The sequence below is a fragment of the Leptospira kobayashii genome (assembly GCF_003114835.2).
In the GTDB taxonomy this organism is placed as follows: domain Bacteria; phylum Spirochaetota; class Leptospiria; order Leptospirales; family Leptospiraceae; genus Leptospira_A; species Leptospira_A kobayashii.
In genome coordinates, this window is the sequence record NZ_AP025028.1 from 3,798,408 (window position 1) to 3,816,491 (window position 18,084).

Consider the following 18,084-nt stretch of genomic DNA (forward strand, 5'->3'; position numbering starts at 1 on the left):
TTTTATTCCCTCTTACGGAAAACTAACTACGACTTTTACGGAAGACGGGTCTTTTGCTTTTGCATAAGCGGATTCCAAATCTTTTGCCGGGAACATATGAGAAATCATATTTGTTTCCAAAGCGGAAGCAACATCGGGATTTTCTCTTAAAAGTTTCAACGCATAGTGAAAGTCCCCGCAACGGGAGGTGCGAATCACCTTACCCTCTCGAAAGAATCCGCTCAAAAGCCCCGAATCATTTTGCCAACCGGACTCTGAGGATGTATCCGCTAAAATCGCACTTCTGGGACGAACCAGCGAGGTTTCCGATTTGGGATTGGGGCGAATGGCAAGTCCCACTTCTTCCGAAGTCCCTGCGATCACCAGATCAAATCGGGGAAGCCGATTTGCAAATGCATCGGACAATAAAATAGCTTCGCCTTCGGAAGCATTCCCTTCAAAAACTTTGATGTCGGATGGTATGAGCTTTTTCCATTTATCAGCAATCGAAGAAAACAAAAATACGGTTTCATTTTTTCTGTTTTCTCGAGGCCAATGAAACCCAAGATTTTCCACCGTTGCAGGTAGTATGGACAATTCGTCCACCACTAGTTCCGTTAAGTGAGAAAGTCCTCCCATGATTTGTCCGTTGGTAGTTTTTAAATGAAGTTCTCTTTTGGAAAATCCCGTTGCAGATTCAAACCCGCTGACCGTACTTGTAGTATCATAAACAATATCGAAAGATCCTTGCAAGGATGCGACATCGGTATTGCGAAGATCCACCACATCATCGGCTCCCATTTTTTTGGAAAGTTCCACAAGATGATCATGCCTAGTAATCGCAGTTATGCGAAAGTTGGTTTTCTGAAATTGTCTGTGTGCTTTCAATGCGGCAAGAACCAAACTACCCAATCGGCGCGGACCCAGAACAGCCACATGATCCCCTTCTCTGGGAGGAGAAGCCAGAATCGCTTGCAATGCCGCAGCAAACGGTTCCATAAGGACCGCTACTTTTTCGGAAATACCTTCCGCTTCAATAGCAGCATTTTGAGGAGCCAAAATATAAGAACCGAATCCTCCAGGCAATCTATCGATCCCGAGTACCCTTCTTTCCGGGGAATGTGTAGGAAGTCCTACTGTACAAAAAACATCGGTTTCTTTATTTCCCCGTGCTTCGAAAGTATCGTTGATCTCGACTACGTATTGTTTTTTGGGATTTTCTTCTACGCTCTCAGCCACTAACTCATGTCCGATGATCTGAGGGAGAGGGTGAGGTAAAAATCTACGGTCAATATCGGTGGAACAAACTCCGCAGAATTTCGTTTTTAATAATTTATAACCAGGGCCAAGGGAGAGGTAATCGGCACCATTGCGGCGGATTTTCCAACCCGCTTCCAAACTACCATCATACTCATATTCTGATGTTTCAAAACTGTCGTCAGCTTTGTAATCCAGAGCATTAAATCTAATTTGCATTACCTATTGTTGATAAAAAAGAGAAGAATCACAGTCAATGTAAAAAAGGTGAAGTTCACAAGAAAGCCCTTCCTGATCTCTGAGCGCTCCTTTTGACTGAGCAAATAAGCAGTTGCAAAGACGGAAAAAAATCCGCCTATATGCGCCCAATGAGCAACATGATCGCGTGCAAATAGATTTGTCATATCCGAATAAATCATAAACCAAGCGAATAAAAAGACCGGGAAAGGAATCGCCTGTTTTTTGGAAATGGGGAATCGAAACGGAGAAAGCAAAGCCGCAACGGATGCCAATCCGGAAATTGCACCGCTTGCCCCCAACACGGGAGTTCTATCTCCTATGAAAAAACCTCTCACAATCCAATCACCTAACACGGATAAAAAACCGGCCATAAAATAAAATAAAAGCCATTTGGATTTACCGACTCTGTATTCAACGACCCGACCCAAGATCAGCAAAAAGAACATATTGGAAAACAGATGTGCAAATGATCCGTGAAAGAATGTACTGAGAATCCAATTGATGGGTTGCAATTCACCGGGAGTTGCTAAAAAATATTCATCTACCGCCGTCGGAAAAAAAATCATTACGACAGGATATAAAATCACCATTCCTGAAGCAAAGCTTGCTGTTAAGGGAAATTCCCAGATAAAAGATCTCATTTGATTTTAAGGTTTTGTGGAATCCGTTGCAGCAGTCGGAGGGCTTGCTTCTTTCGGATTGCGAACATAACTAGGGTCAAAGTTAGGAATGCCTTGTGCAAGCTCAAACATATCCGGTTGTTTCCAGACCATTTCATAAAAATTAGTCGCACCGTAAGAATCAAACTGACTGTCATACAAAAGTTTTAAATACTTTTCGGTATCATTCACTATGATACGATTCACTTCCGCAACCAGACCGGGAAAAGACCGTGCTTCCGGATCAAAATCTTCAATGGAATCATGTAATAGTCCGAGCAATACAATGTATTTTTCAGCTTGTTTTAAAGATTTAAGAGAGTACGCCAACTCCTGCAATTTCATCAGATAAAGATAAGGCCGGATATTTTTTCCGACCATAAGCCTTTGTTTGGCAACAGCGATTTCCCTATATCCCAAACGTAGATAGAGTTTGGTTTCGGTTTTTTCTTTTCCGTTCGCAAGCCGGGCCAAACGACTTAATTCCTTTTCCAGATCTTCCACTTCCTCATCCAGAATCAGAATGTACAACCTGATAAGTAGACCTTGCGTTCTACGTAACTCAGCATAGGAACGACCGAGATCCATTTGAAGGTGAAGGATCTCCGATTCGATATGATGCTGAATGCATCTCTTATAATATTTTTTTTGCTCTTCCGTTCCTCTATTGGTAATAGTGGAATTTAAAATTCTTAAAAATTCGTAATTGTCCTTCAATCCATAACTAACTCTGATTAGCTGAGTTGCCTTGGAACTAGACTGATCGGGGGACGACTCAGTCCAGGCAATTGCCATTAGGATAAAAAATGACAGTATTCGTAACATCTATGTCTCTATTTTCGGTTCAGCTTTCTAATCGGCAGGAAGATAAAAAAGAAAAGACAGTGTAGTATCTTTTCTAAAGATTATGTCTATAGTGTTATGGCTCCCCTGTTAGATACATTACCCTCTTCCCCCACGGAAACAATCGAGATCCTAAAGTCCGAGATGGATACGCCCTTTTGGGAAAAAAGACTAATCCAGTTGATGAAATCCGCCGCAGAAGGGGACAAAAACGTCTGGGCGCTCATCTATCAGTTGGTTCGGGAAGCAGACTCGGGACGTTTGAGCTGGGGTTATCACAAGGCTATTCTGAGCGGAATGGTCTACATACTTTCCTACGTCGGGGATAGCAAAAGTTACCGGATTCTTATGAATTATGTCAAATCCTTGGATCGGACCATTCCGATCGGAGCCATCGAACTCATAGCCGACATGATCGCCACTTTCAAAGAACTGGATGTGGAAGAAATCTTTCAAATCGCAAATCATATCGATGAATTGAAATCCGCCTTCGGAGTGATTGCCCTCACCAAACTAGCATTAGAGAATCGACTCAATGAAGAACAGAAAATCAGAACAAGAGAATTTTTATCCACCTACAAAAACCGAAAATATTATTTGGACGGAATTATAGAAATGACTTTGGAATATTTGGAAGAGCCTAAAGAAGAATCTTCGGATCTATTGAGCCAACTGGACGGTATGTTTTAATGAAAGCGGCGATTCTGCATAGCGGGCAAAGATCTCTCAAAGTCGAAGAAGTGGAATTACCGGAACTTTCCACTAACCAAGTTAAGGTGAAAATTAAAGCCTGCGGAATCTGCGGCTCCGATATTCATTTTGTTTTGCACGGTAAGATGAAATCCACATATTCTCCCTGTATCCCCGGTCACGAAATGTCCGGTGAAGTGATTCAGTTGGGTGAAACCGTCACAAAATTCAAGTTGGGTGACCGAGTGGTGGTAGGTGCGGGAACCAGTTGCGGAAAATGTTCTTATTGTCTCGCAGGTAGGGAAAATCTTTGCGAAGAGATCGGAGTATTCGGATTCAATCGAAGCGGCGGTTTTGCAGAATTCATTCATGTAGAGGAAAGATACCTTCACAAACTTCCGGATTCCATTCCGTTTCCGCAAGGCGCAATTCTCGCCGATGCTGTTTCCACACCCTATCATGCGATCAAATACCAAGGTGAATTGAAACCTGGAGAAACCGTAGCCATCATCGGTTGCGGCGGTTTGGGGATTCATGCGGTTGCCATAGCAAAAGCGTTAGGTGCCGGTAAGATCTTTGCCGTGGACATAGACAGAGGTTCTCTCGACAATGCTCTGTCTTACGGTGCAGATGAAGCCATCTTACTGGAAAAAAACATGCAACTGGGAAAGATTCTAAAAGAGAAAGCGAAAGGAATTGATCTGATCGCAGATTTTTCCGGCTTTATGGCGAATATCGAAAGTAGCATTCGCAGTATGAATCGTGGAGGAAGGATCGTTCTCGTTGGGATTGGAAGAAACAAATTGGAAATCCCTATGCCTTTTTTTCTAATCGAAAGACAAATCCGGATTACAGGCTCCTATGGTTCTGATAGTCGTGCTATTCCTGAACTCATCCAACTTTATTCGGACAAAAAAATCGACTTAACCAAGTCCATCAGCGGCGTTCATAAGTTGGAAGATGTAAACGAATACCTCCATGCTTTAGAGGAAAAAAGAGAAAACCCGATTCGTTTTATCATCAATCCTGAGCTTTAGTCAGCTGTTTTTGTATTCGATGATGATAAAGGAAACGTCATCCTCCTGATGTTTCCAGGATTTGCAGAAATCGGATAAGTTGCCTTGTACGGTTGTCTTTAGATTTTGAATGGACAAGTCCCTATTTTCCCATAACAGCCGTTTGAGTCTTTCTTCGTTGAACAACTCGTTTTTATCATTGTTTAGGTCCAATACACCATCCGTGTAGAGGAAAATCTTATCTCCCGGCAATAGTTGCGTCGATTCCTCTTTGTAATCACTTTCTGCAAAAACACCCAACGGCTTTCCTTTGGCACGATGTTCCAATAAAGCGGGTGAATTGTTGCGTAAAATAAAAAAACCGGGATGGCCTGCGTTGGAATAAATCAATTTGCCGCTCTCGGTATCTATAAATAAATAAGATGCGGTAATGAATAGTCCTTTGGTTTTTCCGGAAAGATGTCTATTCATGAAATTAAAAACCCGAGTCGGGTATTGAATATATGCCTTGGCGCCTGTAAATGCCATCTTGGACATTGCCGCAACTACTGCGGAAGAAATTCCATGACCCGCAACATCGCATAACAAGATGCCCCAGTTGCCCAGGCTATCGCAATCATGGTCAAAATAATCTCCCCCGATGCTATGTAAGGATTGGGTGAAAGCTACCAAATTGATATTTTCATCCTCTTTGATATGATCGGAAAGAAGAGATCTTTGCAATTCCTTTGCCAAAGCCATATCTTTATCAATGGCAAACAACCGTTCCAGATCCTTATTTTTTTTCTGAAGTTCCTTATTAAAATTATCAATGGAACTAAGAATATTCCAATAATAACGAAATACAAAAAAACCGAAAAACAATATCATCACCCAAAAGCCTTGGTGGATGATTCTTTCTTTCCAGGGAAATATTCCCATATCTACAAGCGTATCATGGGAACCTGTGATTACAACTGCGAGCAAACCGTAAGTAACAAGTCTGAGTTTGGAATCTCCACGAATCAAAATGTAGATGGAAGATAAAATAGCAATGATCCCTTCCGAAATCACCCACCAATTATAACTCCATTCCGCATTTAAAAAGGAAATCCCGCTATTCCAACTCACCATCAAACAATAAATATATACGAGAATATGAATAAAAATCATAATCTCGAAAAGATTTTTAAAAAACGCGGGATAAACCTGTTTTAGAAATAACAATAATAAAACCGGATAGATTGCAAAATTAATATATGTTAGGGGAATCGTAATTCTCGAATAATTAAGCAACGAAAAAGCAATGAATCCGTTCATGATCTCAATGATTGCGCTGCTCAAAAGCAAAACGGAGAAATACAGATAAATTCTCTCTTCCCATTTCAAAAAGAACAAACCTAAAAATAACAAAGAAAGAACAATCAAAACAGGGGAAAGAAACGTGCGTGCTACATTATCACGTAATAATTGAATCCATGAATGGGAATATTCTTCCAATCTGACTTTTCCATCCAAACCAACATAACCCTTGTAAGATGATTTGCAATGAACGTAAATATACCCACCCGGTTGGCCGGAAAGCGGAATAATATGAGGAAATACATAATCCCTTTCCCTAAAAGAATAAACTTTTTTATCATTTTGATAAACGGTCGGCGATTCCAAAGCAATCTCGATAAATAAAGCGGGGTTTTTGTATTTATAAAGGTGATGATCGGAAAAACGAATCCATAGATCATTTCCGGGAACGGTAACCATTCCCATTCGATGTGTCTCAAATCGCTCCCAGGAATTTTCCGATAATGAAGACGGATTGATTTCCTGCAAATTGGCAGGAACAATTAGATACTCTGCTTTTGACTCGGAAACGGAAAATGAAGGAGAATCCTCGAAACCGTTTCCATACTGGGTATGGCAAGAAACTAAGAAGGCGAAAACGACCGAACAAGTCCATTGAAAGAAAAGAATCTTTCTCTCTTTGAATATTGTAATAGGTTTGACTTCCATTTGTTTCAAAATCCATTATGAAGAAGAAGGTTCAATGTACATGAATCCCAATCGTTTCCCAATCTTTTTTTGTTTGCTTGCGGTCAGTTTTTCTCTATCAAAAAACGTAAACGCACAAACACCCGTAACCCCCCAAGAGCCAATCAACCAAGACAAGATGGAATGTTATTCGATTCCTACGGAGATTGACGGTTTGGAGTTTGAGAAAAGCTTGAAATGTATTACTAAAGATTCCATCTGTTACGTTTTAAGAGGTGTAGGCATCAGTTGCGTTCCCCGCAATGGAAAATACCCTCCCGAACTTCCCAATCTAACTCCAACAAAGACGTATCCATGAAAATCAAAACTCCCATCACAGAAATGCTAAAAATCGATCTACCGATCATAGCAGCTCCCATGTTTTTAGTATCTTACCCCGAGCTAGTTGTCGCCGTTTCGGAAGCAGGAGGAATCGGATGTTTTCCATCCCTCAACTACCGCACCCCCGAACAACTGAAAGACGGTTTACAGGAAATTCGTTCTAAAACGAAAAAACCGATCGGTGTAAATATCATTCTTCACAAAGATCATAATCCAAATTGGGCAAAACAATTTGAAGTCGTGATGGAAATGAAAGTGGAGCTGATCATTACAAGTCTTGGAACTCCCAGAACCATAGCAAAGGAAATCAAAGCAAACGGAGCGCATCTTTTTTGTGATGTTACCACTTTGAAACATGCAAACATCGTCGCCAAATCCGGCGCAGATGCATTGATCACCGTTGCACAAGGCGCTGGCGGCCATGCGGGAAACATAACACCTTTTGCACTTATTCCCTATCTCAAAAAAGAAACAGGACTTCCGGTCATTGCTGCAGGTGCAATCTCCGGTGGAGCACAAATGGCCGCAGCCTTTGCGTTAGGTGCTGATGCAGTGTATGTAGGAACAAAATTCATTGCCACTAACGAATCACGCGCCCAAAACGAATACAAACAAATGTTAATTGATTCTGTTCCTGAGGAAATCATCTATACTGAAAAAATTTCCGGGATTCCCGCAAACTGGCTGGAGAAATCGGTTAGAAAATCTCCCGAGCTATTGGAAAACAGTCCGAGGAAAATCGCCGAAGGTCATGCAGGTGGTGAACACGCTATGGAACAAGAATACAAGCGCTGGAGAGATATTTGGTCCGCTGGCCAAGGTGTTGCGCAAATTGAAAATGTAAGACCTGCCAAAGAAGTCGTAGATGAAATGGTAAAAGAATACCTGGAAATCGTCTCCAGACTGCCCAGATAAAAATTAATATGAACCGGGTGCAAAACACCCGGGCTCATGACTCAAACCAACCCTTCCTAGTTTAGTTTTCAATTCAAACGAATGATTTCGAATCAACGCTTGCCTTAGGCAAGTTGATGAAATCCGATTAACATCATGTTATTGGATAAAAAGCGAACTTATTGGAAGAAAAATTTCAAGAATTGAGCTAAGATTCGACAAAAAGAAAGATTTGTGTTAGGCGGTTGATTGCAGCCCACGAACCTCACCCCCCAACCCTACACAGGGCGGGGGCCTTCAAGATTCGCGCGAAAATCTTATGTCACATCGGCTTGCACGTTTGACTAAAAGACATCACTTATTAGAATAAATATGTGTATGTCGGTCCTATTTCCCAACCTCTTAAATTAAGAGGATTGATTTCCGGTTCCGCATAAACTCCTCCTAATGTTACCCCGAAATTCTGATGAAACATAAATGTTAATGATCCCCTTACTTCCCAAGCCGCCAATATGGGATTTCGCCTAACATCCGTTCTTATAATTAAAAAACGAAAAGGCGTGTATTGCAATCTCAATCCAACGTTTCCGAAATCTTTGGCTATGGAATTGTACAATGGCAATGCATACGCACTTCCCAGATTTTGATATGCCCAAGAGCCGATAATCGCTGCCGGGTCGGAAGGAAGGAAATTCGAATGATTTTGAACTGCGCCGAGTGTTGAAAAAACATTGGCATAAAATCTTGCATCACTGTATTGCAGATAAGGTTCCACTTCCAAACTTGCGAAAGGGTTAAATTTAAACCCTAAGGAAAACATATTGATCGTCATTTTATCATTTGCTTCCACTTTCGGAAAGGACACGTAATAATTATTTACGTTAGTTGATTCCATGACATTTTCCCATTGATAATTTCCGGAGCGAGTGAATTGCCTTATGGAAAAGACCGCTGTAAAAAGATCGGATATCTTTTGATTATAATCAATTCTTGCATTGTGTATAACATGATTTGATTCCGCCTGGAAACTTTGCAGTGGAATGCCTCCGTTTTGGGCAGGATTCATATTGAATTGAATGGAAGTGTAACCATAACTGAAAAACCATTTATCATTCGACAAGGAAATGAGTGAGCCTTGGTTATTTCCGAAGCCTGTCGATGGAAAATTCGTACTTCCCGTATTCGTAAGACCTGTTCTTCTCCCCACACCGGTATTATTGATCAGTCCTGAATTCGGATCCCTATAAACAAAAGGAATGTTCGGATTGTTCTGAATGTTTGCCCCGCCATACCCCGCATATAAAACGAGTCTCCATCTTTCTTGTTCCGACGGTTTAGTATCATTTCCGGAAGGGTTATCGTTGGATAGAGTAGCCAGCTTCTCCTTATTTTCCTTTGGAACATCTTGTGAAAAAATTGAAAATGTAACTAAAGTTAAAGATAGCAAAAAGTAAATTAAATATTTCATGCGAGAAAGTCCCGAACTATAAGATAAGGACTAAGCTTTTGAAACCTACAAAACCTACCAGAGAATATATTCGTTATTACAGAGGATTGGACACTATATTGAATATATTAACAATATACTGAGATTTATTAGAAAAATAACTTTTAGAGATTTGGCCTGACTTTCCCAAAATAACCCTTTTCCGGCTATAGAATCTCTTTGGAATGCCTCAAGTGAACTTAGAGATAACTCCGTTATAACATAAATTTAATACGTTATGGTAAATTTAATCGTTGATTTAAGTTGATTGGATTCACTTAAATGGCCATGAGGATTTACGATTACTCAACTTCATTCGGATGCTATCGTAAAATTGGAGAACATGCAGAAACACATTTATAAATTATACAAAAAGTGCAATAGATTGTATGCGACTGATATTGCCCTTTTACTTACGCTTGTTATTCTCACTTTTAACTTATCGCAATGCAATCTGGTAAGACAAAAACCTACAACCATCGCTTCCGATCATAAATTGGAAAATTTCAATAAAGAATTTGAGAAAAAAATCTATAACGTCGCACCGGGAGTTTATTCCGCAGTAGGTTTCGGTATAGCTAATTCCATACTAATTGTGGGAGATGATGGCTTGATCATCATCGATACGATGGATGATCTAAAATCCGGCAAAGAAGTATTCGATGAATTTAGAAAGATCTCCAATCTTCCGATCAAAGCGATTATATATACTCATAGTCATCCTGATCATATTTTCGGCTCTCAATCTTTTGCTGAAGGATCCAATCCCGAAGTTTACGCGCACGAAAGTTTATTACCTACAGTTCAAAAACTTGCGAGTGAAACAACACCTATCATCGGAACAAGAAGTGCCAGGATGTTCGGTAATTATTTGAAAGACAATGATTTGGTAAACGTAGGAATCGGACCATACCAAGGATATAATTCCGAAACCAAGTTGGATTTTGTTCCTCCTACAAAAACCTTCAGAGATAGTCTTGAAATAAAAGTCTCAGGAGTCCGTTTGAAGTTGATTCATGCGCCCGGAGAAACAGACGATCAAATATATATTTATCTACCGGAAAAGAAAGTACTTATGTCGGGAGATAACTTTTATAAGGCGTTCCCTAATTTATATACGATCCGGGGAACTTGGTTTCGCAGTTTAAAGAATTGGTATAAATCTTTGGATATAATCCGTTCCATACGGCCCGAACATTTGATTCCAAGTCACGGCAAACCACTTTCAGGTACAGAAGAAATTGCCCAAGTGGTTACTGATTATCGAGATGCCGTCCAGTTTGTTCATGACCAATCCTTAAGAGGAATCAACGGAGGATTGAATCCGGACGATTTGGTAGACTATGTTAAACTACCTTCCCATTTATCAAAATCTCCCTATCTTCAGGAAATTTATGGAAAGGTTGCTTGGTCAGTCAGATCTCTTTTCAACGGCAATCTAGGCTGGTTTAGCGGAGACTCTAATGATTTGCATCCTTTGAGTAGGGATCAAACGGCAAAATTATTGTCTGAGTTGGCCGGTGGAAAAGAAAATCTTTTGAGTTATGCGAAAACCAAATTTCAAAATGAAGACTTTCAAGCTTCTTTAACTTTAACTGGTCATTTATTACGCATTGATCCGAAAAATTCCGAAGCAAAGGATTTGAGAATCCGCTCATTGGAAGCATTGGGTAAAAAAGAGGAAAATGCAAATTCTCGCCATTACTACTTTACAGAAGCCTTGGAATTGAGAGACAACTTTGTAGCAAAATTACAAGTTAAACCCAGTCCTCAATTATTGAAAAGATATCCTGTATCGGTAATATTTTCCAGCTTTGTAACGAACCTGGATCCGATCGCAAGTTTGGAATTAGACGAAAAAGTGGGTTTCGTATTCACTGATACTAACGAAAGTTTTACGATTCACTTAAGAAGGGGAGTCGCTGAAGTGATCCCAATACTCCACGATGATTCCGAAGTGATTGTCCATTTGGATTCCCAAGACTGGAAGGAAATATTAACCCGGATTAAAAACCCGGTTACAACTCTTCCCAAATTCGAATATAAAAAAGGAAACATTTTGAAATTCGCCCGATTTCTAAAGTTGTTTTCTCCCTTAGATCCGATTTTAAGTTACGAAAAACCGAAAGGCTAGGTGGATTGCCGAGGCAAAAAGAGGAACTTATCGGAAGAAAAATTTCAAGAATCAGACTTAGGTTCGACAGAAAGAAGGATCTATGTTAGGCGGGTGGCTGCAGCCCACGAACCTCACCCCCCAACCCTAACAGGGCGGGGGCTTTCAAGATTCACGCTGAAAACTTATGTCTCTTACCTTTTCCCTTCAATCGCGCCAATCATTCCTTTGGTGTCCAGATAGTCGGTGGTTTTGAATAGGACCTCTCCGTTTTCATCCAGAACCAAAAAGAAAGGTAAACCTATCTTTAGCTCCGTAAATCTAGGATCGTTTGCAAATGTTTCAAAAATTGGATCCGTATCGTATACTTTCCATAAGATCGCTTTATTTTTTAAAACCTGATTTAAAGGAAGATTGGAAAGAGCGAGTTTTTGGAACTCTTTGCAGTTGGTACACCAATCCGCATAAAAATCCACAAAAATAGGTAGTTTTTTCTCCCGCGAAAGATCATGGACTGTTTTTTCTTCACGATACCATCTTAGATTTTCATGATCTTCCCAGGATGATTCGTTCGTCGGCGGATTTCCACTCCACTCTTTCGATTTTGAAACAACCGCAAATAACGAAATACTAACTATAATTAAACTAGAAAGTGCCAATGCAGATTTCATTCGAATCGGTAGATAATCCGAAGAATTTTGCACAAAGAAAGCGGTAGTTAAAAGCAAAACCCATAAAATAAAAACTTGAAGCGTATTTGTTTCACTCCATCCGAATCCGGCACCTGCCTTCAAAAGATAGGTATATGAAAAGTAAAAAATCACTATAGCGAGTGCCCATTGTACATAACGCATCCACTTACCCGACTTAGGAAGGGGAAGTCCGAAAACTCCTATGGCTAGAAAAGGAAGTCCCACACCTAAGCCGAATGCAAACATCTTGAGCGAAGTCTCTACCAAAGTCAAAATTTCCAAAGAACCTTTGCTTGCGGTTACAATCTGCAAAAGAACTGCTACAACCACAGGACCGACACAAGGAGAAGATAACAAACCGGCACCCATTCCCAAAAGAAAACTACCCGTATAACTGGAATTTTGTGTAGATACTGCATTCTTTCCGAAAAAAGGAAGCTGAACGAATTCAATGGAAGAAAGTCCTAAAATGAATAACAAATAAGCTAATACCAGATTGGTTTCAGGGTATCGTAAAAACTGATTGAAAAGCCCGCCGGTAAACCCCGCCACTACACCAAATAATAAATAAACGAATGCAAGACCAAAATAATACAATAACGGATGAATCCATTTGTTTTGTCCTTGTCGGTTGCCAAGAATCCCTGCAGTGATCGGATACAAAGGATAAACACAAGGTAGCAAACTGGCAAGAAATCCGCCTAACGCCAACAAAAGGAAAATCGTGGGATGAAAGCCATTGCCGGCTAATTGTGATTCTATATATAGTTGTAGTTCTGAAATCATAAAATTAAAATTGAAGAGATGCTTTGACTAAAATATTGCGATCCAATCTTCCGTATTCTGAAATTTGCGCGAGTGAAGGCTTGGTAAATTGTTCTTTGTATTCGGAAGAGGTTCGTTCGTTGGACAAATTATCAATATACCATTTATTAGGTGAACCCGAAGTATCATAGGATCGAAGTTCCTGGTATCCAATACCAAGCCTTGCCGATTCGGACCAAAAATATTCTAAATAGACTTGTTTGGAAATATAATAAGATTTATCGGAATAAGTAGGAGACTGCAAATTCCCCGTATTGGAAACCCGAACCCATGGCTCCTGGGAATTCGTTTCCGTTGTTCGAAGTCCTTGCGCTGCACCGCCAGTCGCCACTTCTCCGCGAAATACGATTCGAAACATACCATTTCCCAAACCGAACCAAACATAACCGCCACGGCCGTATTTCTCCTGCACCTGTTTGGGAAATTCAGTAGGTATCAGTGCGTTGCTGTATTGACCGCCGAATTTCTTTTTAGCCATCCCGCCGAGTCCCATATTTACATATTCTCTCCATATGAAATTAGACTCCACTGCATAAGAATCTTCCTGGGAAAGTCGAACGTCGCCACGAAGTGCCGTATTCGGATCATTATCGTTCGGAATGCATTTTGATTTTCCTTCAAAACACTCATTCCCTGCATAACCGAAGGAGTTGGCGCGCCTACCTAGGAAATGCAAACCTCCCTTAAAATCATCCAGGAACCTTTGTTCCCAACTCAAACGAAGAATGGAATCATAACCACTTCCTGTGGCATTTTGTATACTTCTGTATCCTTCCCCATTCACAACAGCCAAATGGGCTGTTAGAGATTTCCATTGAGCAATATAAGAAAGTCCTAGATCTACAGGATCGGGAGAAAATGCAAGAGTCTCAAGAGGAGATCTTTCCATATAACGCCAATCATAGTATCCTCCCCAAACAGAGTGCATATGAGGAAGCTCTTGCATTCCGAAAATAAGAGTGTGTTTCGTATTTCCCAATTCCCATTTTTTTTGAACATTGGCCCTGCGAATGGCGAACATCTGAGGATTGGATTTATTACCGCCTGTTGTGGCATTGGTATCATTAGAGAGAACGTTGCTTCGAATTACTTCTCCCCAAAATTCAACCTTGATTCCCTTATCATCCCATTCTTTCGAAATGGAAACAAGAGTCCAAGGCATGGAGAATCCGGTTTTTTCCGATTGTGTGTTATCCGAAACACCGGATGCTGCATCTCTTACCCTATAACCGAAAGTAGGTGTGACGATAGCCCCTAACTTTAAGCCGAAGTAAGCATCAGGCTCTTCTTTTTTTGTGGTTACTATTTCTTCCGCAAATAAAGAAGAGGCACTGAATAAAGCTAATAAGAAAAATTTTCTACGCACTAGTTGCTGTATTTTTGATCCGGGATGATTCCTTTAGCTTCCCAACCGGTAGGTTTATGGCAAGACAAACAACTCGTCAACAAAGGAGACTCTTTCAATTTCTTTTCGAATTGTACAGTTGCTCCACCGGGAAATCCCTTTTTTTCCGATTTTGCAATCAAGTCTTTGTAATCATTGGATTCTATTTGATCGGATCCGAGTGTAACAGTACCGCTTGTTCCTTGTGAAAAAACTTTTCCGTTTACATCCACTTTTCCTTCACAAACGCAAGTAAGAGTTTTTTTATCTTTTTCCTCGTAATAGACTCCGAAGGCAGTTCCACGAACACCCGCTGTGGTAGTCGGACTTACAACTTCAAAACCTTTTTTGAAATCTTTTACCTTAAACCAAGCGGCACCTTTTTCCAAATAACCTTTGGAAATCTGTTGTTTGGGATTCCATTCTTTCAAAGTAAAACTGGAATTAGGTTGAATCCTGAATTCAGTTTCTTTGAAAACGAGATCCACTTTGGAACCATTTCCCGTTTGGATGGTATCTCCGGGTTTTAGAACATCATTGACTTTGAATGTTTTCCAAAGCTTGGCAGTGTCATCGGCGGATAGGACACTGACCTTTCCCTTTACATAACCCGCTACGGCAAATTCGCCTGCATGAATCGAAAAGGTGAAGGTCAGTAGTAATAATGTTTGTATAGTTAAGTGGCGCATGACCAAAACTATAGGATTTCCCCTAAGTCTTACAAGAAATATTTTTCCTAGGGAAAAAAACAAATCCCGGTTTAGAAATTATTTACCAAGGAATGGCAAAGCCCAAATCCGATAATTTTAATTCCAATTCATCACGTTCCCTACTCTTTTTGGAAGTTGTCCCGGATTCATCTAATAGCCCAAATTGGATGGCTAGTTTTTTTGCTTCTTCCTTTCCCGAACGATTGATGGCAGCTATTATATCTTTATCATATTGTGTTAAAGAAAGAGAACGAACGCGATAATCCAAAAATGCTTCCCAAGCATTAGGTACCCATTTGCTGACGATTTCTTCTCCGATCGTCTTGGCAAAAAGACGGATTTCAAGTTGAGCATGATCATCCATTCGAAGGGCGAGGAAATGCAATAAATTATGTAGGTCTATTTTCCAATAAGCTTCCGTATAAGTGGAAAGTGGCAGATCTTTACGGGCTTGCTCGCGAGCAACTCCCAAATCCAATCTTTCCTGATAAACAGAATTTGCCAAAGATTGAAGTTCTTTTTCTTTCTCTGTTAGGTGGTTTCCTTTATCCAAATCCAAATATCCGTCACTTCCTTGTCTATTTCCTACGGATTGGACTCTCCACCTGCCCGGATCAGTGGTTTGGGCGGAATCAATTGCTACGGAGTAACGCGTAGAGTATTCGTTGACATTTGCCATTCTATGGCGAATCCACTGTCTCCATGTATCCATAGGAACCCGGATGTGAAATTTCACTTCGCACATTTCGAACGGAGTGCTATGTCTGTGTCTCATGAGATAGCGAATCAATCCGCGGTCTTCGCTAACTTTTTTTGTTCCTTTTCCGTACGAAGTGCGTGCCGCTTGCACAATCGCCTCGTCAGATCCCATATAATCGACAAGTCTAACAAAGCCATCATCTAAAACAGGAAAGGGTTTCCCCAAAATAGCGTCTAGGGAAGGTACGGAAATCCGTGAAATCGGCTCAAAGTCAGATTGTTGCATATTTGCTTTATTTTTTAGTTCTCATGCATCTGAAAAGTCGAAAATAGGTAATAAGTATTTATACAAATAGAAGGATACTGATGGCGATCGAAGAAACACCTTACTGGGATGACCGGTTAATAAAGAATTCAGCAAGAGGCTCAAGCAAAAGCCTAATGGTGAATCCGGAAAAGATTTACATCTTTCCTGTACCCAAACCTACCTTTCAATTTATCGAAAATATCTGGCAGTCTTTTACCAATAAAATGGTGTCCCTGATTCATTTTGACGATGAACCGGTTTTTAGCTTTTCCATCTTCGAAGTCATTGATAATGACCAGATGAAAATCGTTTCTACTGCTACTCACTTCAAACTAAAAGAGATCGCAGAGAGAAGAAGAATCCCCGGTTTCGACGAATACATTAAAAAATCCAGACCTATCCCGTTAAGCGATCCACGAAACGAGTCCGCACGTTTCGTCCAAAAAGCGATCATCGATTTTAATAAAGGACTTCGACCCGAAATCCATATCATAAATCTGAAAGAAGCAGAAATTCATCCTGAAAAGAAAGTACTTCTTTCCGATACAATGAACTATGCCGTAGGACTGACGTTATTCGTTAACGAAAATCCGATCGGGATTCTTTGGGGAATTACAAAAGATCCGCTGAGAGAGGATGAGATCCGTCCTCTTATGTTGCAACTTTATTCCCTCTTTGATGTAATCGGTTTTGTCACTGCAAAAGAAATGGAAACAGGCAGCGATCCTTACATTGCTCAGAAAAATATTGAAAAAGCGGATACTGTTTCCAATTCCAGAAACTTATTCTATACAACTACGAAAGATCAGAAAGAACCAGTTACTTCCATCATATTCAAATCCCATCAGTACAATATGGAATATAGAATGGATGCTTCCTTCATTATTCCAACTACCGAAGGTTATGCGGTTTCGTTAAAAAGCCTTATACCGGAAAAACTGAATAGTACTGGAAAAAATTTACTTCTCATTCCGGGATTCTTTTGCCGTCGTTCCGTACTTGATAAACTCGCCAAAGAACTGGCGTTAAAATATGGATACCGGGTTTTCCTTATGGATATGCGCGGCCGTTCCAGACAAACCATGCCCAAACACGGAAAAAAGGAAGGATGGACCGTAGACAATTACATCCAGGATGATTTTCCGGAAGTACTACGATGGATTCGTTGGCATTATCCGAGTGAAAGAACTGTTGTCGTAGGACATAGTATGGGGGGAATGATTCCTCGTTTTTATGCATCTTCTTACGATATCATCAAAGAGCTAAAGGAAGAATTCAACTTACCGCGTCCAGAAGAACATCTTGCCGGAGTCGTTTCCATCACATCGCCGAATTATATCAGTTTGAAATCGAATTTTATCGGATTGGATACGATCAAAAAGGGATTCGGTCTTATGCCTCACCAAATGATCAGCGACATGATATTGAGTATGGCTTCCTTTTCCATGCAGGCTACGATTCAAACTATAGATTTGAAAAAGTTTTTCAAATTCTTATTGAACCTGCATTCCAGCTTACGGACGTTTAGTTATGATTTGGGAACAAAGGTTCTTACAATCAAAGACTTCGTCGGTTACAAAGAAATCACTCCTCCGGAATGGTATTTTCTAATGGAGGATGTATTCTGCGAAGAATCCGTTTCCGTAATCATGCAATTTTTCCAAAGTCAAATTTCCAATCACCGAAGCTTTTTGTCTCAAGACGGTAAGATCAACTATACTGAAAATTTTATCAAAAATTTCAATCTACCTATTTACAGTGTGGTTGGTACTGTGGATCAGATTGTTCCCGAAGACTCTTTGGCAGATCTTGTCAAACTACCTTCGGAAAACAAAGTGATTACCAAATACGACCAAGGCCATCTCGGTATCATCTTTCATCCCGAAACTGTCAGAAAAATGACAGAGGGAATCAATGATTGGATTACGAAACTGCCTTAAG

The 18,084-nt window shown here is 40.4% G+C and carries 15 protein-coding genes; 6 read left to right on the plus strand and 9 right to left on the minus strand.

Annotated elements, in window-relative coordinates:
- Positions 1–12: 12 nt before the first annotated feature.
- From DI077_RS17365 to DI077_RS17375, 3 genes are read right to left on the minus strand one after another with little or no spacing between them, the layout of a single operon-like run.
- On the minus strand, positions 13–1,455 hold the full coding sequence (locus DI077_RS17365; RefSeq protein WP_109021536.1) for an MDR/zinc-dependent alcohol dehydrogenase-like family protein: 1,443 nt from the start codon (positions 1,453–1,455) through the stop codon (positions 13–15).
- Positions 1,455–2,117, minus strand: coding sequence for a rhomboid family intramembrane serine protease (locus tag DI077_RS17370; protein ID WP_109021537.1), 663 nt, complete (start codon positions 2,115–2,117; stop codon positions 1,455–1,457). The genes DI077_RS17365 and DI077_RS17370 overlap by 1 nt, the downstream gene beginning before the upstream one ends.
- Before the next feature lie 6 nt (positions 2,118–2,123).
- The gene (locus tag DI077_RS17375; protein ID WP_174705654.1) at positions 2,124–2,960 is read right to left on the minus strand and encodes an adhesin OmpL37 family surface protein; all 837 of its coding nucleotides are present in this window, start codon (positions 2,958–2,960) and stop codon (positions 2,124–2,126) included.
- A gap of 96 nt (positions 2,961–3,056) precedes the next feature.
- Here DI077_RS17375 and DI077_RS17380 point away from each other — a divergent pair, with 96 nt between their 5' ends.
- The gene (locus DI077_RS17380; RefSeq protein ID WP_109021539.1) at positions 3,057–3,668 is read left to right on the plus strand and encodes a hypothetical protein; all 612 of its coding nucleotides are present in this window, start codon (positions 3,057–3,059) and stop codon (positions 3,666–3,668) included.
- On the plus strand, positions 3,668–4,705 hold the full coding sequence (locus tag DI077_RS17385) for a zinc-binding dehydrogenase (protein WP_109021540.1): 1,038 nt from the start codon (positions 3,668–3,670) through the stop codon (positions 4,703–4,705). The genes DI077_RS17380 and DI077_RS17385 overlap by 1 nt, the downstream gene beginning before the upstream one ends.
- On the opposite strand, the gene DI077_RS17390 is transcribed toward DI077_RS17385, so the two are convergent.
- Entirely contained in the window at positions 4,706–6,673 is a 1,968-nt protein-coding gene (locus tag DI077_RS17390) for a SpoIIE family protein phosphatase (RefSeq protein ID WP_109021541.1), read from the minus strand.
- Here DI077_RS17390 and DI077_RS17395 point away from each other — a divergent pair.
- Positions 6,645–7,010 (plus strand): hypothetical protein, encoded by a 366-nt coding sequence (locus tag DI077_RS17395; protein ID WP_242935269.1) that lies wholly within the window; start codon positions 6,645–6,647, stop codon positions 7,008–7,010. The genes DI077_RS17390 and DI077_RS17395 overlap by 29 nt on opposite strands.
- The gene (locus DI077_RS17400; protein ID WP_109021542.1) at positions 7,007–7,948 is read left to right on the plus strand and encodes an NAD(P)H-dependent flavin oxidoreductase; all 942 of its coding nucleotides are present in this window, start codon (positions 7,007–7,009) and stop codon (positions 7,946–7,948) included. Before DI077_RS17395 ends, DI077_RS17400 begins: the two co-directional genes overlap by 4 nt.
- Positions 7,949–8,288: 340 nt before the next feature.
- On the opposite strand, the gene DI077_RS17405 is transcribed toward DI077_RS17400, so the two are convergent.
- Positions 8,289–9,395, minus strand: coding sequence for a hypothetical protein (locus DI077_RS17405; RefSeq protein WP_109021543.1), 1,107 nt, complete (start codon positions 9,393–9,395; stop codon positions 8,289–8,291).
- Positions 9,396–9,756: 361 nt separating this feature from the next.
- Between DI077_RS17405 and DI077_RS17410 the strand changes: the two genes are divergently transcribed.
- Entirely contained in the window at positions 9,757–11,547 is a 1,791-nt protein-coding gene (locus DI077_RS17410; RefSeq protein WP_109021544.1) for an alkyl sulfatase dimerization domain-containing protein, read from the plus strand.
- A 173-nt stretch (positions 11,548–11,720) separates the two neighbouring features.
- On the opposite strand, the gene DI077_RS17415 is transcribed toward DI077_RS17410, so the two are convergent.
- The 4 genes from DI077_RS17415 to thyX form a co-directional block, all read right to left on the minus strand.
- Positions 11,721–13,004 carry a protein-disulfide reductase DsbD family protein gene (locus DI077_RS17415; RefSeq protein WP_109021545.1) on the minus strand — a complete coding sequence of 428 codons (1,284 nt, stop codon included), beginning with the start codon at positions 13,002–13,004 and terminating at the stop codon, positions 11,721–11,723.
- Between the two features lie 4 nt (positions 13,005–13,008).
- The gene (locus tag DI077_RS17420) at positions 13,009–14,409 is read right to left on the minus strand and encodes a hypothetical protein (protein WP_109021546.1); all 1,401 of its coding nucleotides are present in this window, start codon (positions 14,407–14,409) and stop codon (positions 13,009–13,011) included.
- Positions 14,409–15,116, minus strand: coding sequence for a FecR family protein (locus DI077_RS17425; RefSeq protein ID WP_109021547.1), 708 nt, complete (start codon positions 15,114–15,116; stop codon positions 14,409–14,411). The genes DI077_RS17420 and DI077_RS17425 overlap by 1 nt, the downstream gene beginning before the upstream one ends.
- An 82-nt stretch (positions 15,117–15,198) precedes the next feature.
- Positions 15,199–16,122 carry an FAD-dependent thymidylate synthase gene (gene thyX / locus DI077_RS17430; RefSeq protein WP_109021548.1) on the minus strand — a complete coding sequence of 308 codons (924 nt, stop codon included), beginning with the start codon at positions 16,120–16,122 and terminating at the stop codon, positions 15,199–15,201.
- A gap of 80 nt (positions 16,123–16,202) precedes the next feature.
- On the opposite strand from thyX, the gene DI077_RS17435 reads away from it, so the two are divergent.
- A complete protein-coding gene (locus DI077_RS17435) occupies positions 16,203–18,083 on the plus strand; it encodes an alpha/beta fold hydrolase (protein WP_109021549.1) in 1,881 nt (626 codons plus the stop codon).
- Position 18,084: the final 1 nt, after the last annotated feature.